The sequence below is a fragment of the Streptomyces sp. NPDC050738 genome, from assembly GCF_040654175.1.
GTDB lineage: Bacteria > Actinomycetota > Actinomycetes > Streptomycetales > Streptomycetaceae > Streptomyces.
The window spans coordinates 115,874-136,835 of the sequence record NZ_JBFAHN010000018.1; the positions used below are offsets into that span (position 1 = coordinate 115,874).

The 20,962-nt window shown below is 69.9% G+C and carries 22 protein-coding genes; 12 read left to right on the top strand and 10 right to left on the bottom strand.

Going from position 1 to position 20,962, the window contains the following annotated elements; translation table 11 throughout:
* Positions 1 to 28: 28 nt before the first annotated feature.
* The 4 genes from AB0H78_RS33130 to AB0H78_RS33145 form a co-directional block, all read right to left on the bottom strand.
* Positions 29 to 817 (bottom strand): SURF1 family protein, encoded by a 789-nt coding sequence (locus AB0H78_RS33130; RefSeq protein WP_363238438.1) that lies wholly within the window; start codon positions 815 to 817, stop codon positions 29 to 31.
* A gap of 75 nt (positions 818 to 892) precedes the next feature.
* Positions 893 to 1,126: a hypothetical protein gene (locus tag AB0H78_RS33135; protein WP_329115261.1), complete on the bottom strand. Its 234-nt coding sequence runs from the start codon at positions 1,124 to 1,126 to the stop codon at positions 893 to 895.
* 54 nt (positions 1,127 to 1,180) lie between these two features.
* Entirely contained in the window at positions 1,181 to 2,167 is a 987-nt protein-coding gene (locus AB0H78_RS33140) for a DEDDh family exonuclease (protein ID WP_363238439.1), read from the bottom strand.
* Between the two features lie 45 nt (positions 2,168 to 2,212).
* Positions 2,213 to 2,830, bottom strand: a complete 618-nt coding sequence (locus AB0H78_RS33145; protein WP_363238440.1) for a TetR/AcrR family transcriptional regulator — start codon at positions 2,828 to 2,830, stop codon at positions 2,213 to 2,215.
* A gap of 114 nt (positions 2,831 to 2,944) precedes the next feature.
* Here AB0H78_RS33145 and AB0H78_RS33150 point away from each other — a divergent pair, with 114 nt between their 5' ends.
* Genes AB0H78_RS33150 through AB0H78_RS33185 form a run of 8 tightly spaced genes read left to right on the top strand, consistent with a single transcriptional unit; the run spans position 2,945 to position 10,525 of the window.
* Positions 2,945 to 3,742, top strand: coding sequence for an acetoacetate decarboxylase family protein (locus AB0H78_RS33150; protein ID WP_363238441.1), 798 nt, complete (start codon positions 2,945 to 2,947; stop codon positions 3,740 to 3,742).
* Complete coding sequence (locus tag AB0H78_RS33155) at positions 3,742 to 4,626, top strand: SDR family NAD(P)-dependent oxidoreductase (protein WP_363238442.1); 885 nt, start codon at positions 3,742 to 3,744, stop codon at positions 4,624 to 4,626. Before AB0H78_RS33150 ends, AB0H78_RS33155 begins: the two co-directional genes overlap by 1 nt.
* A 12-nt stretch (positions 4,627 to 4,638) precedes the next feature.
* The gene (locus AB0H78_RS33160; RefSeq protein WP_363238443.1) at positions 4,639 to 5,931 is read left to right on the top strand and encodes an amidohydrolase family protein; all 1,293 of its coding nucleotides are present in this window, start codon (positions 4,639 to 4,641) and stop codon (positions 5,929 to 5,931) included.
* Positions 5,931 to 7,154, top strand: coding sequence for an amidohydrolase family protein (locus tag AB0H78_RS33165; RefSeq protein ID WP_363238445.1), 1,224 nt, complete (start codon positions 5,931 to 5,933; stop codon positions 7,152 to 7,154). The genes AB0H78_RS33160 and AB0H78_RS33165 overlap by 1 nt, the downstream gene beginning before the upstream one ends.
* 24 nt (positions 7,155 to 7,178) lie before the next feature.
* The gene (locus AB0H78_RS33170) at positions 7,179 to 7,889 is read left to right on the top strand and encodes a VIT family protein (protein WP_363238446.1); all 711 of its coding nucleotides are present in this window, start codon (positions 7,179 to 7,181) and stop codon (positions 7,887 to 7,889) included.
* Positions 7,890 to 7,949: 60 nt separating this feature from the next.
* Positions 7,950 to 8,828, top strand: a complete 879-nt coding sequence (locus AB0H78_RS33175) for a sterol desaturase family protein (protein ID WP_363238447.1) — start codon at positions 7,950 to 7,952, stop codon at positions 8,826 to 8,828.
* The gene (locus AB0H78_RS33180; RefSeq protein WP_363238448.1) at positions 8,825 to 9,463 is read left to right on the top strand and encodes a lysoplasmalogenase; all 639 of its coding nucleotides are present in this window, start codon (positions 8,825 to 8,827) and stop codon (positions 9,461 to 9,463) included. Before AB0H78_RS33175 ends, AB0H78_RS33180 begins: the two co-directional genes overlap by 4 nt.
* 18 nt (positions 9,464 to 9,481) lie before the next feature.
* Positions 9,482 to 10,525: a zinc-dependent alcohol dehydrogenase family protein gene (locus AB0H78_RS33185; protein ID WP_363238449.1), complete on the top strand. Its 1,044-nt coding sequence runs from the start codon at positions 9,482 to 9,484 to the stop codon at positions 10,523 to 10,525.
* On the opposite strand, the gene AB0H78_RS33190 is transcribed toward AB0H78_RS33185, so the two are convergent.
* The 3 genes from AB0H78_RS33190 to AB0H78_RS33200 are packed head-to-tail and all read right to left on the bottom strand — an operon-like array spanning position 10,515 to position 14,946.
* The gene (locus AB0H78_RS33190; RefSeq protein WP_363238450.1) at positions 10,515 to 11,765 is read right to left on the bottom strand and encodes a CoA transferase; all 1,251 of its coding nucleotides are present in this window, start codon (positions 11,763 to 11,765) and stop codon (positions 10,515 to 10,517) included. The genes AB0H78_RS33185 and AB0H78_RS33190 overlap by 11 nt on opposite strands.
* 60 nt (positions 11,766 to 11,825) lie before the next feature.
* Entirely contained in the window at positions 11,826 to 13,364 is a 1,539-nt protein-coding gene (locus tag AB0H78_RS33195; RefSeq protein ID WP_363238451.1) for a S8 family serine peptidase, read from the bottom strand.
* A 49-nt stretch (positions 13,365 to 13,413) separates the two neighbouring features.
* On the bottom strand, positions 13,414 to 14,946 hold the full coding sequence (locus AB0H78_RS33200; RefSeq protein WP_363238452.1) for a S8 family serine peptidase: 1,533 nt from the start codon (positions 14,944 to 14,946) through the stop codon (positions 13,414 to 13,416).
* A gap of 241 nt (positions 14,947 to 15,187) precedes the next feature.
* On the opposite strand from AB0H78_RS33200, the gene AB0H78_RS33205 reads away from it, so the two are divergent.
* The 3 genes from AB0H78_RS33205 to moaA all read left to right on the top strand — a co-directional run bounded on the left by AB0H78_RS33205 (position 15,188) and on the right by moaA (position 18,339).
* Positions 15,188 to 15,553: a DUF485 domain-containing protein gene (locus AB0H78_RS33205; RefSeq protein ID WP_363238453.1), complete on the top strand. Its 366-nt coding sequence runs from the start codon at positions 15,188 to 15,190 to the stop codon at positions 15,551 to 15,553.
* Entirely contained in the window at positions 15,550 to 17,193 is a 1,644-nt protein-coding gene (locus tag AB0H78_RS33210; protein WP_363238454.1) for a cation acetate symporter, read from the top strand. Before AB0H78_RS33205 ends, AB0H78_RS33210 begins: the two co-directional genes overlap by 4 nt.
* A gap of 156 nt (positions 17,194 to 17,349) precedes the next feature.
* Positions 17,350 to 18,339 carry a GTP 3',8-cyclase MoaA gene (gene moaA / locus AB0H78_RS33215; protein WP_363238455.1) on the top strand — a complete coding sequence of 330 codons (990 nt, stop codon included), beginning with the start codon at positions 17,350 to 17,352 and terminating at the stop codon, positions 18,337 to 18,339.
* A 1-nt stretch (position 18,340) separates the two neighbouring features.
* Here moaA and AB0H78_RS33220 read toward each other — a convergent pair whose 3' ends face one another.
* Together AB0H78_RS33220 and AB0H78_RS33225 are read right to left on the bottom strand one after the other, a co-directional pair.
* The gene (locus AB0H78_RS33220; protein WP_363238456.1) at positions 18,341 to 18,565 is read right to left on the bottom strand and encodes a hypothetical protein; all 225 of its coding nucleotides are present in this window, start codon (positions 18,563 to 18,565) and stop codon (positions 18,341 to 18,343) included.
* Between the two features lie 187 nt (positions 18,566 to 18,752).
* Positions 18,753 to 19,127 (bottom strand): DUF3099 domain-containing protein, encoded by a 375-nt coding sequence (locus AB0H78_RS33225; RefSeq protein ID WP_363238457.1) that lies wholly within the window; start codon positions 19,125 to 19,127, stop codon positions 18,753 to 18,755.
* Positions 19,128 to 19,341: 214 nt separating this feature from the next.
* On the opposite strand from AB0H78_RS33225, the gene AB0H78_RS33230 reads away from it, so the two are divergent.
* The gene (locus tag AB0H78_RS33230) at positions 19,342 to 19,617 is read left to right on the top strand and encodes a GlsB/YeaQ/YmgE family stress response membrane protein (RefSeq protein ID WP_363238458.1); all 276 of its coding nucleotides are present in this window, start codon (positions 19,342 to 19,344) and stop codon (positions 19,615 to 19,617) included.
* 71 nt (positions 19,618 to 19,688) lie between these two features.
* Here the strand turns inward: AB0H78_RS33230 and tyrS are convergent, their stop codons facing one another.
* Entirely contained in the window at positions 19,689 to 20,957 is a 1,269-nt protein-coding gene (gene tyrS, locus AB0H78_RS33235; RefSeq protein WP_363238459.1) for a tyrosine--tRNA ligase, read from the bottom strand.
* Positions 20,958 to 20,962: the final 5 nt, after the last annotated feature.

Sequence of the window (20,962 nt, forward strand, 5' to 3'; positions counted from 1 at the left end):
TCCCGCAAGGTCGGCCGGCTAAGCCGGGCTAAGCGGTCGCGGGTGCGGGTTCCGGTGTGGTTTTCGCCTCGGTGGCGGCTTTTTCGCGCCTTTCGCGGCGTACGAGAATCACCCAGCCGATGGGTACCCCCGCGGTGAACAGCCACCACTGGACGGCGTACGCCATGTGCGGGCCGATGTCGGAGTGCTCGGGCTCGGGGATCAGCTCGGGGGTGTCGCCCTTGGAGGCGGGGGAGGTCTGCTCGATGTATCCGCCGAGCAGCGGCTCGTCCAGGACCTGCGACATCTGCTTGCTGTTGATCAGCATGACCTGGCGGTCCGGCAGGCCCTTGAGGTCCTTGATCCCGCTGGCCGCGGTCGTCTGGTCGGCCATCAGCCGCCCGGTGACGGTGATTTGGCCCTTGGGGGCGGGCGGGACCTTGGGGAACTTGATCTGGCTGCCGTTGTCGGGGATCCAGCCACGGTTGATCAGGACGGTCTTGCCGTCGTTCAGATCGAAGGGCGTCAGGACGTGATAGCCGACGGTGCCGTCGGAGGAGGTCCTGCGGCGTACGACGACCTCGTGCGCGGAGTCGTACGTCCCCTTCGCCGTCACGCTGCGCCAGTACTGGTCGTACGGGATGGTGTGCCCCGGCGAGGTCAGCCGGTCGACCGGGACCGGTGCCGCCTTGAGGTTTTCCGCGATGAGGGCGTTCTGCGCGACCTTGTGCTGGTGGCGGTGCAGCTGCCAGAAACCCAGCCGGACCATCGTCGGCATGAGCAGCAGGCCGATGAGGGTGACGATCACCCATTGCCGGGTCAGCAGGAAGCGGTACACGTCTTTGAAGGTACCTGGGCATGAAATGGCCCCCGATCGGGGGGTCCCGTCGGGGGCTTCGGGGGATGCGCGGCGTCAGACCTTGTCGACGATGCCCACCTTCCCCTCCGCGCGGGCGCAGTGCCCGCCGCAGTACCAGTGGCCCTCGACCTCGACGCCCTGGCCGATGACGCGGACCCGGCAGTGCTCACAGATGGGCGCCATGCGGTGGATGGCGCAGGAGAAGCAGTCGAAGACGTGCACAGCGCCCTGCGCGTGCACCTCGAAGGACATGCCGTAGTCGTTTCCGCAAACCTCGCAACGTGCCATGCGGCACAGCGTGCAGCTTGTCGCACCGCAGTGGTGTGCACCGCGCCAGGCGGCTCACCCGTCTGCAGGTGCGACGTCCCTCAGCAGGTGGCTGTACGCGGCCTCGTCCACGACCGGGGTGCCGTACGACTTGGCCTTGACCGTCTTGGAGGTGGCCGAGTCCGGGTCGTTGGTGACCAGGAGGCTGGTCAGCCGGGAGACGCTGGAGGCGACGTGCAGTCCGGCCTCGGTCGTGCGGTCCTCCAGGAGCTCGCGGTCGACGGAGGTGTCGCCGGAGAACGCGATCCGCATGCCCTGCTTCAGCGGCCGGTCCCGGTCGTAGCGCCCCGGGTTCGGGTGCGGGCAGGCGGGCCGCTTCTTCGACTGGCGCCAGGTCCCGCCGCCGCTGCTGCCGTACGAGGACTGATAGCCGACCCGGGGTGTGGCGGGGGAGTCCGACCACTCGGTGAGCGGCAGGCATTCGAGGAGGGGGAGGCGGGCCCCGCGCTGCGCGGCCGCGTGCAGGGACGGGCGGAACGCCTCGGCCAGGACGCGGGCGTCGTCGAGGGCGTTGTGCGCGTTTCGCTGTACGACACCGAAGTGCGCGGCGAGGGACTCCAGCTTGTGGTTGGGCAGCGGGAGCGCCAGTTCCTTGGAGAGCGCGATGGTGCACAGCCGCTGGCGCACGGGGGCGGTGACCGCGGCGCGTGCGTACTCCCGGGAGATCATCGACCAGTCGAAGATCGCGTTGTGCGCGACCAGGACCCGGCCGTCCAGGCGCGCGGAGAACTCGGCGGCGATCTCCGGGAAGAGCGGGGCGCTCCGCAGCATGTCGCTGGTGAGCCCGTGGATCCAGACGGGTCCGGGGTCACGCTCGGGGTTGATCAGCGTGTACCAGTGGTCCTCGACGTCGCCCTGGGCGTCCAGGCGGTAGACGGCGGCAGAGATTATCCGGTCGTCCCGTGCGAGTCCGGTGGTCTCCACGTCGACCACCGCGTACCCCTGCGGGTAGGCGGGCGGCCACGCTGTCGCTGCGGTCTGGCGGTCGTCGAGCATGGTCACAGAGGATACGGGCCAAGACTGACAACTCCTGAATCGTGGTGGCCCTCAGCCGGTGAGCAGGCTCTCCACCAGGGCCTTCACGGAGACGGAGAAGAGGCGTTCGGGGTCGGCGGGACGGGTGAGCGCGCGGGCCAGTGCCGGGTCGTCCTCGGTGCCGGCGGCCGTCCAGAGGTCGCCCTCGCCGGGGGACTGGACGGGGGCGCGGTCGCGGTTGCGCTCCACCAGTACGTACCCGACGACCAGGAACTGCACGGCCCGCACCGCCTCGGCGGCGCGCGCCCCGCGCAGTCCCGCCGCGTGCACCTCGTGGACCAGGGCCTGCTGGGCGGGGAGGAACATCCGCTCGGTCAGGCCGCGTTCATGGACCATCGCGATCAGATGCGGGCGCGCGCGCAGCTCGCGGCGGAGCGTGCGGGCGACCGAGACGATGCGCTCGGCGGGGGCCGGGCCGTGCGGGACGATCGCGCCCAGCTCCTCGACCGTGCGCTCGACCAGTGCGTCCAGGAGCTGCTCGCGGTTGCCCACGTGCCAGTAGATCGAGGTGACCGCCGTGCCGAGCTCGGCGGCCAGCTTGCGCATGGACAGGCCGCTCGGGCCGTGCTGCTTCACCAGGTCCGCGGCAGCGTCCAGGACTTCCTCGCGGGTCAGTGATGTGCGGGGCATGGGTCCGTCCTCAACTCCTCAACTTCCGTCCGTGCACGGCTCTTTACCCTTCATCGCGCTCGGTGTAACCCTGTTACAGACCCCCGGACATCCGTAAACGAAGGGCGGTACGACATGGCACGCGTACGGTACGGAGCGCGCACCGAGGCCGAGATCGCGGCGACGCGCACAGCAGGCTCCAAGCTCCCCGACATCTGGTCCACCGGAGTGGTGGCCGTCTGGGAGAGCGACCCCGATGCGGTCGCGGCCGTTCTGCCGCCGCCGCTGAAGCCCGCGGAGCGGCCCCTGGTGCGGGCCAACATCAGCAAGGTCGACCTGCCTGGATATCCGCTCGGCGCCGGGTCGGTGGCCGTCGCCGCCGTCCACGACGGGCAGGAGGGCTGGTATCCGCTCGTCATGCCGATGACGCACGAGCGGGCGCTGATCGGCGGGCGCGAGGTCTTCGGGGAGCCGAAGAAGCTGGGCGAGGTGACGGTCGAGCGCGACGGTCTGGTCGTACGGGCGGCGCTCGCCCGGCACGGCATCGCCTTCGTGGAGGTGCGCGGGGCCGTCGAGGGGCCGCTGCCGCTGCCCGAGCCGAAGCAGAAGATCGACTTCTACTTCAAGTTCCTTCCCGCGGTGGACGGTTCGGGTTTCGACGCCGATCCGGTCCTGGTGTACTGCACCCGCAACGAGAAGGTCAGGAAGCTGGAGAAGATCACGGGCGACGTGGTGCTGCGCGAGTCGATGTACGACCCGGTGGCCGACCTTCCCGTACGCAGGATCGTCGACATCACCATCGGCGAGAAGACCACCGACCAGCAGGGCAAGGTCGTCGAGCGGGTCAGCGCGCAGGCCCTGCTGCCGTACATCCACCAGCGCTACGACGACCCGCAGCAGATCCTCGACGGACCGCCCGAGGGGAGCGTCTGATGCGGCTCGAGGCAGGGCAGGTCGCCGTCGTCACGGGTGCGGCGAGCGGGATCGGGCTCGCGATGGCCCGGAACTTCGCGGCGCAGGGGCTGAAGGTCGTCCTCGCCGACGTCGAGGAGGGCGCGCTGGAGAAGGCCGCGGCAGGGCTGCGGGAGGACGGCGCGCAGGTGCTCGCGCAGGTCGTCGACGTCAGCGAGCGCGACTCCGTGGTGGGCCTCGCGGATGCCGCGTACGACGCCTTCGGCGCGGTCCACGTCCTGTGCAACAACGCGGGCGTCGGCTCCGGAGCCGAGGGCCGGATGTGGGAGCACGAGCCCAACGACTGGAAGTGGGCCTTCGCGGTCAATGTGTGGGGGGTCTTCCACGGGATCCAGGCCTTCGTCCCGCGCATGATCGCGGGCGGCGAGCCCGGCCATGTCGTCAACACCTCGTCGGGGGACGGCGGGATCGCACCGCTGCCGACCGCATCCGTGTACGCGGTGACCAAGGCGGCCGTCGTCACGATGACCGAGTCGCTGTACGCGCACCTGAAGGCGGAGGGCGTCCAGGTGGGCGCGTCCGTGCTCTTCCCCGGGCCGCACATGCTCCGTACCGGACTGTGGGAGTCGCACAGGAACCGTCCCGAGCGGTACGCGAAGGAACGCCCGCGCAAGACCCCGTACCGCAGCCTCGACAAGTGGGAGGCGGCGATGAAGGCGGCAGGGAACGAAGTCGAGTTCACACCCGTCGAGCAGGTCGCCGAGCTGGTCTCCGAGGGGATCGGGGCGGACCGCTTCTGGCTGCTGCCCGAGAGCGAGCGCAGCGACGGGCAGATCAGGGCGAGGTCGCAGTCGATGCTGGACCGCGCCAACCCGTCGTACCTCGAGAACTTCATCCTGGACTGAGGGGACGCAGCGATGACGAACGGCAGGACCCCGACCGACCCGTACCTGATCATCTCCTCCGACTGCCACGCCGGTCTGCCGACCGAGCAGTACCGGCCCTATCTGGACGCCAGGTTCCACCGGGACTTCGACGAATTCCTCGCGGGGCGCGAGCGCCGGCGCGAGGAGATGACCCGGCTCGGCGTACGCAACGAAGCCTTCGCCAGCAAGTGGTTCGCGGACAACGAGGAAGGCCTGAAGGGTGGTTGGGACGCCGCCCAGCGCCTCAAGGAGCTCGACGGCGACGGCGTGGCGGCCGAGGTCGTCTTCCCCGACGCGGACGCCGTCGACAGCCAGACCGCCGCACCCTTCGGGGTCGGCCTCGGGCTCTCCGGGGACCAGGACCCGGACCTCGGCATGGCGGGCGCGCAGGCGCACAACCGCTGGCTCGCCGAGTTCGTGGGCCAGAACCCCGAACGGCACTGCGGTGTCGCCCTGTTGCCCATCACCGGCGAGGTGGACCGTGTCGTCGCCGAGGTCCACCGGGCCAAGGAGTCCGGGCTCGGCGCGCTGATGATCCCCTCGATGTGGGTGGACAAGGCCCCGTACCACGACCGGCGTTACGACCCGGTGTGGGCGGCAGCCGCCGAGACCGGGATGCCGGTCGTGACGCACTCGGGCGCGGCCCCGCGCCACGAATACGGCGACCACCTGGGCATCTACGTCAGCGAGGTCACCTGGTGGCCGGCCCGCCCCCTCTGGTTCCTGCTCTGGTCCGGAGTCTTCGAGCGCCACCCCGGCCTGAAGTTCGGCGTCGCCGAGTCCGGCTGCTGGTGGCTCCCGAACCAGCTGTGGTTCATGGACCGGCTCTATCTGGGCGCGCACGGCGGAAAGAAACTCTCGCCGTTCGCCGAGCTGAAGCGCCCGCCGAGCGAGTACCTCGACCGGCAGGTCTTCATCTGCGCCACCAACACCAAGCGCCGCGAGCTCGCCCAGCGCTACGAGATCGGCGTCGACAACATCCTCTGGGGCAGCGACTTCCCGCACCCCGAGGGCACCTGGCCCAAGACCAGGGAGTGGCTGAAGAACACCTTCCACGACATCCCGGTCGACGAGACCCGCCGCATGCTCGGCCTGGCGGCCGCCGACGTCTTCGGCTTCGACACGGCCGCGCTCGCCCCCATCGCCCAACGCATCGGTCCGACGCCCGCCGATCTGGGCCAGCCGGACGACCAGGCGGCGGTGACGGCTTCCTGGGCCAAGTCCCGCGAGGTGGGCCGCCATTGGCTGACCGACCACGACTTCCCGCAGATGGGAGTCCTGTGATGGACCGCTATACGGTCATCTCCGCCGACTGTCACGCCGGCGCCGATCTCCTCGACTACAAGCCCTATCTGGAGAAGCGCCACCACGACGACTTCGACGCGTGGGCGGCCACCTACGTCAACCCGTACGCGGACCTCCTCGCCGACACCGCCGACCGCAACTGGAACTCCGAGCGCCGCATCGCCGAACTCGAAGAGGACGGCATCGTCGCCGAGGTCGTCTTCCCCAACACCATCCCGCCGTTCTTCCCCACTGCGTCCCTGATGGCCCCGGCACCCTCGCCGCAGGAGTACGAGCAGCGCTGGGCCGGCCTGCGCGCCCACAACCGCTGGCTCGCGGACTTCTGCGCCCGGGCCCCCGGCCGTCGCGCGGGCGTCGCGCAGATCCTGCTCAACGACGTGGAGGAGGCGGTACGGGAAGTACGCCGCGTCCACGCCGCAGGGCTCACCGGGGGCATCCTGCTGCCGGGCGCGCCGCCCGGCTCAGGAATCCCCGAGCTCTACTCGGCGGCGTACGACCCCCTCTGGGCGGTCTGCGCCGAGCTCGGCGTCCCGGTCAACCACCACGGCGGCTCCGCATCCCCGCCGCTCGGCGACGAACCGGCGGCCCGCGCGGTCTTCATGGTCGAGACGACGTGGTTCTCCCACCGGGCGCTGTGGCACCTCATCTTCGGCGGGGCCTTCCGCCGGAATCCGGAGCTGAAACTGGTCCTCACCGAGCAGGGTTCGGGCTGGATCCCGCGAGTCCTGGACATGCTGGACTACTACCACGGACGCCTGGTCGCGGCGGCCACCCGGGCGTCCACGGCGGAGTCCAAGTTCGGTGCGGGGCTTGCCGATTCGATGGGGAAGGGCCCGAGCGAGGTCTGGCGCGACAACTGCTACGTGGGCGCCAGCTTCATGCGCCCGCACGAGGTGCCGCTCCGTGAGGCGATCGGCCTCGACAAGATCATGTGGGGCAGCGACTACCCGCACGACGAGGGCACGCACCCGTACACCCGCGAGGGCCTGCGCATCGCGTACGCCGGACTCCCGCGCGAGGAGGTCGCCGCGATGGTCGGGGGCAACACGGCCCGGGTGTACGGATTCGACCTTGATCTCCTCGACCCGATCGCGGCGAAGGTCGGACCCACCGTCGAGGAGATCGCCGAGCCGCTGACGGAGATCCCGGCGGACGCGACCAGCCCCGCCTTCGCCCGCGGAGGGTCGGTGCGCGTCTGGTGAGCGGGCGGGTGAGACCCTCCCGGGGTGACTGAATCCACCCACGACGAAGCCCACAACGGCGGCCTCGGAGCCCGGCTCAACTGGCTCCGGGCAGCCGTGCTCGGCGCCAACGACGGCATCGTCTCCACGGCGGGCCTCGTCGTGGGCGTCGCCGGAGCCACCGACTCGCGCGGCGCGCTGCTGACGGCCGGGCTCTCCGGACTGCTGGCCGGATCGATGTCGATGGCGGCGGGGGAGTACGTCTCGGTCTCCACCCAGCGCGACTCCGAGAAGGCCGCCCTGGCCCAGGAACGGCGCGAGCTGCGCGAGACCCCGGACGCCGAACTCGACGAGCTGACCGGCCTGTTGGAGGGCAAGGGGCTGAGCGCGGACCTCGCCCGCGAGGCGGCGGTGCAGCTCACCGAACGCGACGCGCTGCGCGCTCACGCGGAGGTCGAGCTGGGCATCGACCCCGACGACCTCACCAACCCCTGGCACGCCGCGGGCGCCAGCTTCCTCGCCTTCACGGTGGGCGCGCTGCTGCCGCTCCTGGCGATCGTGCTGCCGCCCGCTTCCGTACGCCTGTATGTGACGGTCCTGTCCGTGCTCGTGGCGCTGGCCCTCGCGGGATGGGGGAGTGCGCGGATGGGGGCGGCCCCGGTGCGGCCCGCGATCCTGCGCAACGTGTGCGGCGGGGCGCTGGCCATGGCGGTCACGTACGCGGCGGGCGCACTGCTCGGAGCGGCAGGCGTCTGACGAATACTAGTCGGTAACAACATCTAGCCCTGGCGGCTGACCTGGCCCTACGGTGCTCGCATGGAGCCGAACCTGCCCGATGTCGTGCTGTGGTCGATCCCCGCCTTCGTCCTGCTCACCGTGGTGGAAATGGTGAGCGTCCGCTTCCACCCGGACGAGGACGCGGCGGGGTACGAGAAGAAAGACGCCGCCACGAGCGTCGGCATGGGACTGGGCAGCCTGGTCTTCGACTTCGTATGGAAGATCCCGATCGTCGCGATCTACACCGCGGTGTACGAGCTGACGCCCCTGCGCATACCCGTGCTGTGGTGGACGGTCCCGCTGATGCTGCTCGGCCAGGACTTCTTCTACTACTGGTCGCACCGCGGCCACCACGTGATCCGGATCCTGTGGGCCTGCCACGTGGTGCACCACTCCAGCCGCAGCTTCAACCTGACGACAGCACTGCGCCAGCCGTGGACGTCGCTCACGGTCTGGCCCTTCTACGTCCCGCTGATCGCCCTGGGAGTGCACCCGGCGGCGCTGGCCTTCTGCTCGTCGGCCAACCTCGTCTACCAGTTCTGGGTGCACACGGAGCGCATCGACAAACTGCCCCGCCCCTTCGAGTACGTACTGAACACGCCGTCCCACCACCGGGTCCACCACGCCTCCCAAGGGGGCTATCTGGACCGGAACTTCGGCGGGATCCTGATCCTCTGGGACCGGCTCTTCCGGTCCTGGGTGGGCGAGACCGAGCGGCCCGTCTTCGGGCTCACCAAGAACATCGCGACCTTCAACCCGCTGCGGGTCGCGACCCATGAGTACGCCGCGATCGCCCGTGACGTACGGGCCGCACAGAGCTGGAGCGAGCGGCTGGGGCGGGTGTTCCGCGGACCCGGCTGGCAGCCGGCGGTACGCCGCCCGGAGCCCGCGGCCCCCGTCGCCGAGCCCGCCGCATGAGCCTTCCCGGCGCCCGGCCGCTGCTCATCGCCTTCGGGGCGGCTGCGACGGTCGATCTGGTCTCTCTCCTCGCCGGGTGGCACACCGGGCATCTCGTCGCCAAGCCGCTGCTGATGCCGCTGCTCGCCGCGTACACCCATCGGCGGGGCGGTCCGCCCCTGCTCGTCGCCGCGCTGCTCCTCGGGTGGGGCGGCGACGTCCTGCTGCTGTCCGGGGCCGACGCGGCGTTTCTCGCCGGGATGGGGTGCTTCGCCGCCGGGCACGTCTGCTATCTGGTGCTGTCCGGGCGCGGGAGTGCGGCCCGGGGCCGCCGGGCCGCGTACGGCATCGGGGTCCTGTACGGCGTCGCGCTCCTGGGGACCGTCGCCGCGCTCTGGGGTGATCTGCCGGCCGATATGCGCGTTCCCGTCGCCGCCTACTCCCTGCTGCTCACCGCGATGGCCTGGCGGTCAGGACGCCGGGGTCTGTGCGCCGGGCTCGGCGGGGCGCTGTTCCTGCTCTCGGACACGCTCATCGCCACCGGTGTCGCCGACTGGCCGCAGCTGCCCAGGCCCGACTTCTGGATCATGCTGACCTATCTCGGCGCGCAGACACTGCTGGCGCGGGCGTACCGTGAGAGCCGTACATCCGTCTGACCAGCAAGGACTCGCACCATGCGCGCCACCACCATCCACGCCCCCCTCGACATGCGGATCGAGGAGGTGCCGGACCCCGTCGTCCAGCAGCCCACCGACGCCGTCGTCCGCGTCCTGCGCGCCTGCATCTGCGGCAGCGACCTGTGGGCGTACCGGGGCGTGGCCGCCCGGCAGCCCGGCCAGCGGATCGGGCACGAGTTCCTGGGCATCGTCGAGGAGGCGGGCTCCGGCGTGAGCGGCTTCGCCGCCGGTGACCTCGTCGTCGCGCCGTTCGTCTGGTCCGACGGCACCTGCGACTTCTGTACGGAAGGCCTCACCACGTCCTGCCCGCAGGGCGGGTTCTGGGGCTCGCCCGGTTCCGACGGCGGTCAGGGCGAAGCGGTCCGCATCCCCTTCGCCGACGGCACGCTCGTCAAACTGCCCGCCGACGCCGCGTCCGACGACCACATGCTCACCGCGCTGCTCGCGCTCTCCGACGTCATGGGCACCGGCCACCATGCCGCGCTCGGCGCGGGCGTCGTCAAGGGCGCCACGGTCGCGGTCGTCGGCGACGGCGCGGTCGGGCTCTGCGGCGTGCTGGCCGCCAAGCGGCTCGGCGCCGAGCGCATCATCGCGATGGGCCGGCACACGGACCGCACGGACATCGCCAAGCTCTTCGGCGCCACCGATGTCGTCGCGGCGCGCGGAGACGAAGCGGTCGCCGCCGTACGGGAGTTGACCCGCGGCCAGGGCGCCCACTCCGTCATCGAGGCCGTCGGCACCGAGCAGTCGATGCGCACCGCGGTCGCGATCACCCGCGACGGCGGCGCCGTCGGCTATGTCGGCGTCCCGCACGGCAGCGGCACCGGCCTGGACCTGAGCGACATGTTCAACCGCAACGTCGCCCTGCGCGGCGGGGTCGCACCCGTCCGTACGTACATCCCCGAGCTGCTCCCCGACGTGCTCGACGGCACGATCGATCCCTCGCCGGTCTTCGACCTCACGGTCGGGCTCAACGGGGTCCCCGAGGGCTACAAGGCGATGGACGAGCGCACGGCGCTGAAGGTCCTCGTCAAGCCGTGAGCCACTGAGGGGAGTCGGATCCCCACGGGCCCGGTGGACGCGACCAGTCCGCCGGGCCGCCTTCATAGGCGACAGGCGTCGGGGCGTATTGCAATCGCCCCAACGGGCTGTCGGTCTCGGTCAGTCGGGGGATGTACGCATCCGCCGGCACCCCCGGCCCCGGCGCCATCCCGCGCAGCCAGTGGGCGGTGCGGGCCAGCGAAAGCCGCAGTCGCCGGGTGCCGCCGTGCGCGTCCTGCTCGGTCAGCGCGCGCAGCACGGCTGCGGCGAGCAGATACCCCGTCCCGTGGTCCAGCGCCTGCGCGGGCAGCGCGCCAGGCCTGCCCTCCGCACCCTCCGTACCCTCCAACAGGGCGATGCCCGTGGCGACTTGGACCAGGCTGTCGAAGCCGCGCCGCTCGCGCCAGGGCCCGTGGTCGCCCCACGCGCTCAGCTGCGCGATGACGAGACCAGGCCGCCGGAGGTCGTACACGTCCAGCGCTCCGGGCCGGTACCCGGTGACCAGGACGTCCGCCGCGTCGAGCAGCTCGCCGAAGGTGCGCCGGTCCGCGTGCCGCCGCAGATCCAGCGTCGCCGACCGCTTCCCGAAGCCGGTGTCCGCGTGCTGGTCGGGGAGTTCGGGCATCCAGGGGGCGTCGATCCGCAGGACGTCCGCGCCCAGCAGGCCCAGGGTCCGCGTGGCGACAGGGCCGGCGATGACCCGGGTCAGATCGAGGACCTTCAGCCGCCCGCCGCGCGGCTTCGGCGGCGCTTCGTCGAGCAACTCCTGTACGACCAGAGGCCGTTCGGCCACGGCGGCGTACACCGTCTCCTCCACCTCGAGGGACCGCCGACCGGCCAGCTCCGACTCCACCTTCTCCTCGCGGACGCCCAGCGCGGCGAGCAGCGCGGCCTTGTGGTGCGGATAGTTGGCATGGGTGCGGACCCAGCCGTCGGCCGTACGCCAGAAACGGGACAACGGCGCGAAGTTCACCGGCGCCCGGCCGTCCACCAGCAGATGCCGCTCGCTGGTGAAGGCGGTGGCGACCGCGCCGTCGTCCACCCGTACGCGAGGGGACCCGGCCCGCTCGGCGGCGGCCAGCGTGCACACCGCCACCGTGGACCTGGCCAGCTCCATGACGGGGAGCCGTGAGGGCAGGAGGCCGGCGGGGCCGCCGTACTCGATCCGCGGGAGCAGCGCGGGGTCGCCGCCGACGGCCGCCCAGGCCTGTTCCGTGCCGGAGTGGGGTGCGTGCGTCATGCGGGCAGCGTAAAGGGGCCCCAGGGGAGTTCGTCCCCTGGGGCCCCTTCGTCGTACGCGCTACTTGGTGACCGCGTTCAGGGCGTTGACCAGACCCGCCCCGTAGAAGCCGTTGTAGAGCTTGCCGCCCTTGCAGACCGCGTCCGCCGTGCCATCGCCGTCGATGTCGTACGGCGCCGGGCAGGCCAGGCCGTCGGCCTCCACCTTCAGCAGTGCCTTGACCAGCGCCGCCGAGGCGTGCGGATGTGTGGACTTGATCAGCGCCGCGACGCCCGCGACATGCGGGGACGCCATCGAGGTGCCGGCCATGTACGCCCAGCCGCCGCCCGGGACCGGGCCCAGGATCAGACCGCTGGTCGCCGGGGCGTCCGGGGTCTGGTACTTGGTGGAGTCGCCGCCGGGGGCCGCGACGTCGATGATCCCGAGGCCGTAGTTGGAGAACGACGACTTCAGGTTCTTCGCGCCCGTCGCGGCGACCGTGACGACACCCGGCAACTGGGTCGGAATGTCATAGCACTTGGAGGGGTCGACCGTCCGGTTGCCCGGGGTGGTGTCGTTCGGGCTGGAGGGGTCGGTGATCGAGTCCGCGGCGAAGTCGTAGTTCTCGTTGCCCGCCGCCGCGACGTTGACCGTGCCCTTCTTCTCCGCGTACGAGGATGCCCGGGTGATGGCCTCGACCAGCGCCTTCTGGTCCGGGTCGTCCTTGCAGTTGAAGTACCAGGGGTCGGTGTAATAGCTGTTGTTGGTCACGTCCACACCGTGGTCGGCGGCCCACATGAAGCCGCAGACCACCGACTCCGTGTAGAAGAAGCTGCCGCCCTGGGTGGAGACCTTGATGCCGGCGACCTTCACGCCCGGCGCGACACCGGTGATCCCGACGCCGTTCTTCGCCCCGGCGATCTCACCCGCCACATGCGTACCGTGCGGAGAGCCGCCGGTCGCCCACGGCCGCCACGCGCCGTCCGTGGTGTCGGCCTTGCCGGTGACACAACTGGCCGAGGCCGCCCGGTCGAAGTTCGGCGCGATGTCCGGGTGGGTGTCGTCGACGCCCGTGTCGATCACGGCGACCGTGACATCACGGCTGCCGAGCGTCTTCTCGTGCGCCTTGTCGGCCTTGATGGCCTTCAGGTCCCACTGCAGTGGCTCCAGCGGGTCCGCCCCGGCAGCGGCGTCGGCCGTCGCGGCCTTCAGCTGCTCCGCGGTGAGGGCCTTGGGGGTGCCGACGTCCGTCGTCGACTGGGCGGGCAGCGGCGCGGTGCGGGTGGCACCGGCCGACTCCACGCCCCGTACGGTACGCACGGTCTTGGCGAAGTCCGGGTTCGAGGAGTGGACGACGATCACGCCGATCTTGTCGTACGTCTCCACGATGGACCCGCCGGCGGCCTTCACGGCCCGCTCGACCTGGTGCGTCTGGCCGTACCCCTTGCGGACGTTGACCACATAGCTGAGCGAAGGCCCGTCCGTCGCGGCCGCCTTCACCGTGCTGTCGGCCGTACTGGCCGAGGCGGTCGACGGCAGGAAGGCGAGGGCCGAGATCACAGCCATGCCGACCGGGACCGCGAGGGCGCGACGGCGGGTGCGCGTGATGCGCAGCGTCATGGAAGCTCCACTTTCGTTGGCAGTTGCGGGCAGGTGACCTTTCGGTCGGCTACTTCTTGACCGCGTCCAGCGCGTCCACGATCCCGAAGCCGTTGTACCCGTTCACGCGCTGGCCGCCCTTGCAGGTGGTCGCGTCGATCAGCTGACCGGTCGAGTCGTAGACCTTGTCCGGGCAGCCCGGGTTGTCGGCCTCGGCCTTCAGCAGCGCCTGGAGCGCCAGCGGACCCGCCCACGGGTGGGCCGACTTCAGCAGTGCGGCGACACCGGCGACGTGCGGGCTGGCCATCGAGGTGCCCTGCAGGTAGCCGTAGGTGTTGCCCGGGAGCGTGGCGAGGATCCGGCCGTTCTTGTCCGGGGTGTCGGGGATCTGGAACTTGTCACCGCCCGGAGCTGCGACGTCGATGACACCCTTGCCGTAGCTTGAGTAGTACGACTTCACGTTCTGCACGCCGACCGCGGCGACCGTCACGACACCCGGCAGCTGGGTGGGAACGTCGAAGCACTTGTGCGGGTCGACGGTCCGCGTCACCGCGGTCGAGTCGTCGGGGCTGGAGGCGTCGGTCAGCGCGTTCGAGTCGAGGTCGTCGTTGGAGTTGCCCGCCGATGCGACATTGAGCGTGCCCTTGGACTGGGCGTACAGCGAGGCGCGGTTGAGCGCGTCGTAGATCGCCTTCTGGTCCGGGTCGCTCAGGCAGTTGTAGAGCCACGGGTCGACGTAGTAGCTGTTGTTGGTGACCTCGATGCCCTTGTCCGCCGCGAAGACGAAGGCGCAGACCACGTTCTCCGGGTAGAAGAGGCCGTTGACCGGGTCGCTGACCTTGATGGCCGCGACCTTCACGCCCGGCGCCACACCGGCCACGCCGATGCCGTTGCGCGCGGCGGCGATCTCGCCCGCCACATGCGTGCCGTGGTAGTCCTCGGCCGGGTTGTACGGACGCCAGGCGCCCGGGGTGGTGTCGGCGACGCCGCCGACACAGTTCGCGGACTGCGAGGCGGAGAAGTTGGCCGCCAGGTCCGGGTGCGTGTCGTCGACACCCGTGTCGATCACACCGACGGTCACCTTGGAGCTGCCCGGGTTGATCTTCGCGGCCTTGTCGGCGCCGATCGCCCTGAGGTCCCACTGGTTGGCCTCGAGCGGCTCGACACCCGAGGCCGTGCTCGTGGTGGCCGCGGCCCGTGCGGCCGATATGTACTCGGGGGAGCCCTCGTCGGTCGTCGCCGCCGCGTTGAGCGGGGTGGTGCGGGTGGCACCGGCCGACTGCACGCCCCGTACCGCGCGGATCTGCTTGCCGAACTCCGGGTTGGCCGAGTGGACGACGATCACGCCGATCTTCTCGTACGCGATGACCACCGTCCCACCGGCCCGGGATATCTCCCGCTTCACCGACGCGATGGTGCGGTGGTCGGCGCTCGTGTTCACCACGTACGCCAGATTCGGGCCGTCGGTGGCCACCTGTGGCGCCGCGGAGACCTGGGGCGCGGCCGAGGCCGAAGCGCCGGGCAGGATGCCGAGCGAAGCCGTGAGGGCCAGTCCGGCGGGCAGTGCGAGTGCACGCAGCCGTCTGGAGCGCAGATGAGCCATGGGTTCTCCACATCATCCGTGTCAACCGCTCATCCGCAGGTCGCGGTTGAGCTTGTACATGACGTGTGAAGTTATCGCTGATCATCAGCGTCGGGCAATGAATTCATAAAGAAAAATGACCCGCCGTGAACCGCGTCGCCGCGCTCTCCGTGCCGTTGTCAGGGGGATCCGCACCACCGATCCCCTCTGTGAGGCCCCGTTGACCCGTCGCACCCCCGCCCCCGCGCAGCAAGGAGAATCCGTGGCTACCGAAGTTCCGCCGCCCCGAGGCGGGCCGGAGACCGGCCCGGCACAGCCCACGACAGAGCAGTTCCTCGTCGAGCAGGAGAGCGCGGAGTTCGGCGAACTGCGCCGCGCGCACCGCTCGTTCGCCTTCCCCCTGACCATCGGCTTCATCGCCTGGTATCTCCTGTACGTCCTGCTGTCGAACTACGCCGGCGACTTCATGAGCCACCGGCTCTTCGGCAACATCAACGTGGCCCTCGTCTTCGGCCTCGCGCAGTTCCTCACCACCTTCCTCATCGCCTGGTTCTACTCGCGCCACGCCACCACCAAGCTCGACCCGATGGGCGAGGCGATCAAGTCCCGTATGGAGGCCGACGTATGAGCCCCGCCGTCCACCACCCGGCTGTGCAGTTCCTCGCCGCTTCGGCCACCGAGAAGCACCGGCCGCTGATCATTTCGCTCTTCGCGGTCTTCGTCGTCGCGACGCTCGTCATCACCGTCTGGGCCGGCCGCCAGACCAAGAGCGCCTCGGACTTCTACGCGGGCGGGCGGCAGTTCACCGCCTTCCAGAACGGCCTCGCGGTCTCCGGCGACTACATGTCCGCCGCGTCCTTCCTTGGTATCGCGGGCTCCATCGCGATCTTCGGCTACGACGGTTTCCTCTACTCCATCGGCTTCCTGGTCGCCTGGCTGGTCGCCCTGCTCCTCGTCGCCGAACCGCTCCGCAACTCCGGCCGGTACACGATGGGCGACGTCCTCGCGTACCGCATGAAGCAGCGCCCGGTCCGCACCGCCGCGGGCGCCTCGACGATCGTCGTCTCGATCTTCTACCTGCTGGCGCAGATGGCGGGCGCGGGCGTCCTCGTCTCGCTGCTGCTCGGCATCACCACCGACGCCGGCAAGATCCTGATCGTCGCCCTCGTCGGCGTACTGATGATCCTTTACGTGACCATCGGCGGGATGAAGGGCACCACCTGGGTCCAGATGGTCAAGGCGGTGCTGTTGATCGCGGGCACCATCCTCATCACCTTCCTGATCCTGCTGAAGTTCAACTTCAACATCTCCGACCTGCTGGGCACGGCCGCCAAGAACAGCGGCAAGGGCAGCGCCTTCCTCGACCCCGGCCTCAAGTACGGCAAGACCGGCACCACCAAGCTGGACTTCATCTCGCTCGGCATCGCCTTGGTGCTCGGCACCGCGGGACTGCCGCACATCCTGATCCGCTTCTACACGGTGCCGACCGCCAAGGCCGCCCGTAAGTCGGTGAACTGGGCGATCGGCATCATCGGCGCCTTCTACCTGATGACCATCGTGCTCGGCTTCGGCGCAGCGGCCATCCTCAAGCCCGAGGACATCATCAAGTCCAATCCGGCGGGCAACACGGCGGCGCCACTGGCCGCCCTGGAGATCGGCGGAGGCGCCGACTCGACAGGCGGCGCGATCCTCCTCGCGGTGATCTCCGCGGTCGCCTTCGCCACCATCCTCGCGGTGGTCGCGGGCCTCACCCTCGCCTCGTCCTCGTCGTTCGCGCACGACATCTACGCCAACGTCATCCGCAAGGGCAAGGCCACGGAGAAGGAGGAGATGCGCGCGGCCCGCTGGTCGACCGTCGCCATCGGCGCGGTCGCCATCGTCCTCGGCGCGTTCGCCCGCGACCTGAACGTCGCCGGCCTGGTCGCCCTGGCCTTCGCGGTCGCCGCGTCCGCCAACCTTCCGACGATCCTCTACAGCCTCTTCTGGAAGCGGTTCACCACCCAGGGAGCGCTCTGGTCGATCTACGGCGGTCTCGTCTCCTCCGTGGTCCTGGTGCTCTTCTCCCCGGTGGTCTCGGGCAACCCGAAGACCTCCATGTTCAAGGGGGTCGACTTTCACTGGTTCCCGCTGGAGAACCCCGGCCTGATCTCGATCCCGCTGGGCTTCCTGCTCGGCATCATCGGCTCGTATCTCTCCAAGGAGGAGCCGGACAAGGGCAAGTACGCCGAGCTGGAGGTCAAGTCCCTCACCGGTGTGGGAGCCCACTAGCAGGCACCGTCCGCACGGAACCACGCAGAGGCCGCGTCGTAGGACCCTACGACGCGGCCTCGCCGCTCCTCGTGGCAATCTGCCCCCCTCAATGTCGGTCCTCTGGCGTAGGCTCGCTGTGTATACACAATCCAGCGATGGGGGAGGGGACCCAAAGTGCTGATCGACACCTACGGTCGGGTCGCCACCGACCTGCGCGTTTCCCTGACGGACCGCTGCAATCTGCGGTGCACGTACTGCATGCCCGAAGAGGGACTGCAGTGGCTCGCGAAGCCCGATCTGCTCACGGACGACGAGATCGTGCGGCTCGTACGGATCGCGGTCACGGACCTGGGCATCACCGAAGTCCGCTTCACCGGCGGCGAACCTCTGCTCCGTCCCGGCCTGGTCGGGATCGTCGAGCAGTGCGCCCAGCTCACCCCCCGCCCCCGGATGTCGCTGACCACGAACGGCATCGGCCTCAAGCGCACCGCCGCGGCGCTCAAATCGGCGGGCCTGGACCGGGTCAATGTCTCGCTCGACACCCTGCGCCCCGACGTGTTCAAGACACTCACCCGCCGCGACCGCCACCGCGACGTCCTCGAAGGACTCGAAGCGGCGCGGGACGCGGGCCTCACCCCGGTGAAGGTCAACACCGTGCTGATGCCGGGGCTCAATGCCGACGAGGCCCCCGACCTCCTCGCCTGGGCCGTGGAGAACGAGTACGAGCTGCGCTTCATCGAGCAGATGCCGCTCGACGCCCAGCACGGCTGGAAGCGCGACGGCATGATCACCGCCGGTGACATCCTGGAGTCCCTGCGCACCCGCTTCACGCTCACCGAAGAGGGCGACGACGAGCGCGGCTCCGCACCCGCCGAGCGCTGGGTCGTGGACGGCGGCCCGCACCGGGTCGGCGTCATCGCCTCCGTCACGCGCCCGTTCTGCGGGGCCTGCGACCGCACCCGGCTCACCGCCGACGGCCAGGTGCGCACCTGCCTCTTCGCCCGCGAGGAGTCGGATCTGCGCGCCGCCCTGCGCTCCGGGGCACCCGACGAGGAGATCGCCCGCCTGTGGAAGGTGGCGATGTGGGGCAAGAAGGCCGGCTCGGGCCTCGACGACCCCTCGTTCCTGCAGCCCGACCGCCCGATGTCCGCGATCGGCGGCTGAACTAGCTCTCCGGGGCCGAGTCCCTCTCCCACTCCTCGAGCGTCACGACGTCCTTCAGGAAGCCGCGTACGCCCAGGAACTGGGAGAGGTGTTCCCGGTGCTCCTCACACGCGAGCCAGGTCTTGCGACGCTCAGGCGTGTGCAGTTTCGGGTTGTTCCACGCCAGCACCCAGACGGCGTCGGTGCGGCAGCCCTTGGCGGAACAGACGGGCGTTTCGTCACTCACGTTCACAAAAACTGGTCCAAACAAAGGCGACGCCGAGCAGCCACGGGGGGAGCTGCCCGGCGTCGGTCCGTCGCTCCGACGGGGGATGCGGAGCGCTTTTGAAGTATGTCATGGGGGACCGGCGCCACGGCACCGGAACAGCATGATTGATCTGAGCTTTTCTTGAGCTTTGCGGACCGGTTGACGATCAACTCTGTTCGTGAGGATGCTCGCCGGGCCGCTCGGCCGTACCTTCCGCCGGCGGTTCCGCGGCGCCTCCTGCCGTACCGGCGCCCAACGCGGGACGGGATGGTGCGGGGATGAAGGTCGAGGGCAGCGAAGGCACGTTCTCGCGGCCCGCGTTGGCGATCACCACGGCGACGTACGGAAGAAGCGCACCGAGGACCAGCGTCGCGATCGCGACCGGCCGCTCGATGTTCCACAGGATCACGGTCAGGACCACGGACAGGGTCCTGATCGACATGGAGATCACATAGCGGCGCTGCCTGCCGCGCACATCGTCGGCGAGGCTCTGCCTGGCCCCGGTGATCCGGAAGACCTCAGTGCTGCTCTGCTTCCGCATCACGTTCCACCACCCGATTCTGCGCCGGACACTCCCCGGTCCTGACCGCTTCCAAGGTACGCCGCCCCTGCGCCGTCTTCGAGACCGGGGCGCGCTCCAGCTGGGCGGATGCCACCACGGCGTACCGCGTATGGCGTCCTCCGACATGCGCCGTACGGCCTACGGACGGAGACTGATCGCACATGCGCACACAGAAGCCGCATGAGGAGGCGACATGAGTTGGTTGTGGGCAATCATCGTGGGACTGGTGCTCGGACTGATCGCCAAAGCGATCATCCCGGGCAAGCAGCAGATCCCCCTCTGGCTGACGGCGGTGTTCGGCATCCTCGGCAGTGTGCTGGGCAACTGGGCCGCCACCGGCATGGGAGTCAACGACACCGGCGGCATCGACTGGACCAGGCATCTGCTCCAGTTGGTGGGCGCGGTGATCGTCGTCGCTCTGGGTGACGCCGCATGGTCGATGGTCAGAGGCAAGAAACAGACAGGCTGAGTACAGAGAAGGAGGGGCGGCCGGGATCATCTCCCGGCCGCCCCTCCTTCTCTGTTCCCGTACGCCCGGGACTACGCGCCCGCGACCTCGACCGCCGCCAGGCTCTTCTTGCCCCGGCGCACCACCAGCCAGCGTCCGTGCAGCAGCTCACCGGCCGCCGGCACGGCATCCTCACCGGCCACCTTCACGTTGTTCACGTACGCCCCGCCCTCCTTGACGGCGCGGCGGGCCGCCGACTTGCTGGCCACCAGACCCGTCTCGACGAGCAGATCCACGACCGGCAGCAGCCCCTCGACCTTGGCGTGCGGCAGCTCCGAGAGCGCGGCGGCCAGCGTCGCCTCGTCGAGGTCCGTCAGCTCGCCCTGGCCGAACAGCGCCTTCGACGCGGCGGTGACAGCGGCACACTGCTCGGCGCCGTGCACCATCGTCGTCAGCTCCTCGGCCAGCGCCCGCTGGGCGGCACGCGCCTGCGGACGCTCCTCGGTCAGCTTCTCCAGCTCCTCGATCTCCTCGCGGGACTTGAAGCTGAAGATGCGCAGGAACTTGGCGATGTCGCGGTCGTCCGCGTTCAGCCAGAACTGGAAGAAGGCGTACGGAGTGGTCCGCTCGGCGTCCAGCCAGATCGTGCCGGACTCCGTCTTGCCGAACTTCGTGCCGTCCGCCTTGGTGATCAGCGGCGTCGCCAGGGCGTGCACCTCGGCCTCGGGCTCCACCCGGTGGATCAGGTCGGTGCCCGCGGTCAGATTGCCCCACTGGTCGCTGCCGCCGGTCTGCAGTGTGCAGCCGTAGCGCCGGTTCAGCTCCATGAAGTCCATGCCCTGCAGGATCTGGTAGCTGAACTCCGTGTAGCTGATGCCCGCGTCGGAGTTGAGCCGTCGTGCGACGGCCTCCTTCGCGATCATCTTGTTGACCCGGAAGTACTTGCCGATGTCCCGCAGGAAGCTGATGGCCGACAGACCCGACGTCCAGTCCAGGTTGTTGACCATGGTCGCGGCGTGCGGGCCTTCGAAGTCCAGGAAGCGCTCGATCTGCCCGCGCAGCCGGTCCACCCAGGCGGCGACGATCTCGGGGTCGTTGAGCGTGCGCTCCGAATTCGGCTTCGGGTCGCCGATGAGGCCCGTGGCGCCCCCGACCAGACCCAGCGGGCGGTTGCCCGCCAGCTGGATCCGGCGCATGGTCAGGATCTGGACCAGATTCCCGAGGTGCAGGCTCGATGCGGTCGGGTCGAAGCCGCAATAGAACGTGACGGGACCGTCCGCGAACGCCTTGCGCAGTGCGTCCTCGTCAGTGGAGAGGGCGATCAGCCCGCGCCACTGCAGTTCGTCGACGATGTCCGTCACGGTTC

Coding starts and splice junctions, on each gene's coding strand:
- AB0H78_RS33150 (WP_363238441.1), top strand. CDS start 2,945: ATGGCACGCGTACGGTACGGAGCGCGCACCGAGGCCGAGATCGCGGCG.
- AB0H78_RS33160 (WP_363238443.1), top strand. CDS start 4,639: ATGACGAACGGCAGGACCCCGACCGACCCGTACCTGATCATCTCCTCC.
- AB0H78_RS33230 (WP_363238458.1), top strand. CDS start 19,342: ATGAGTTGGTTGTGGGCAATCATCGTGGGACTGGTGCTCGGACTGATC.
- AB0H78_RS33165 (WP_363238445.1), top strand. CDS start 5,931: ATGGACCGCTATACGGTCATCTCCGCCGACTGTCACGCCGGCGCCGAT.
- AB0H78_RS33190 (WP_363238450.1), bottom strand. CDS start 11,765: ATGACGCACGCACCCCACTCCGGCACGGAACAGGCCTGGGCGGCCGTC.
- AB0H78_RS33175 (WP_363238447.1), top strand. CDS start 7,950: ATGGAGCCGAACCTGCCCGATGTCGTGCTGTGGTCGATCCCCGCCTTC.
- AB0H78_RS33180 (WP_363238448.1), top strand. CDS start 8,825: ATGAGCCTTCCCGGCGCCCGGCCGCTGCTCATCGCCTTCGGGGCGGCT.
- AB0H78_RS33145 (WP_363238440.1), bottom strand. CDS start 2,830: ATGCCCCGCACATCACTGACCCGCGAGGAAGTCCTGGACGCTGCCGCG.
- AB0H78_RS33225 (WP_363238457.1), bottom strand. CDS start 19,127: ATGCGGAAGCAGAGCAGCACTGAGGTCTTCCGGATCACCGGGGCCAGG.
- AB0H78_RS33200 (WP_363238452.1), bottom strand. CDS start 14,946: ATGGCTCATCTGCGCTCCAGACGGCTGCGTGCACTCGCACTGCCCGCC.
- AB0H78_RS33210 (WP_363238454.1), top strand. CDS start 15,550: ATGAGCCCCGCCGTCCACCACCCGGCTGTGCAGTTCCTCGCCGCTTCG.
- AB0H78_RS33135 (WP_329115261.1), bottom strand. CDS start 1,126: ATGGCACGTTGCGAGGTTTGCGGAAACGACTACGGCATGTCCTTCGAG.
- AB0H78_RS33185 (WP_363238449.1), top strand. CDS start 9,482: ATGCGCGCCACCACCATCCACGCCCCCCTCGACATGCGGATCGAGGAG.
- AB0H78_RS33155 (WP_363238442.1), top strand. CDS start 3,742: ATGCGGCTCGAGGCAGGGCAGGTCGCCGTCGTCACGGGTGCGGCGAGC.
- AB0H78_RS33195 (WP_363238451.1), bottom strand. CDS start 13,364: ATGACGCTGCGCATCACGCGCACCCGCCGTCGCGCCCTCGCGGTCCCG.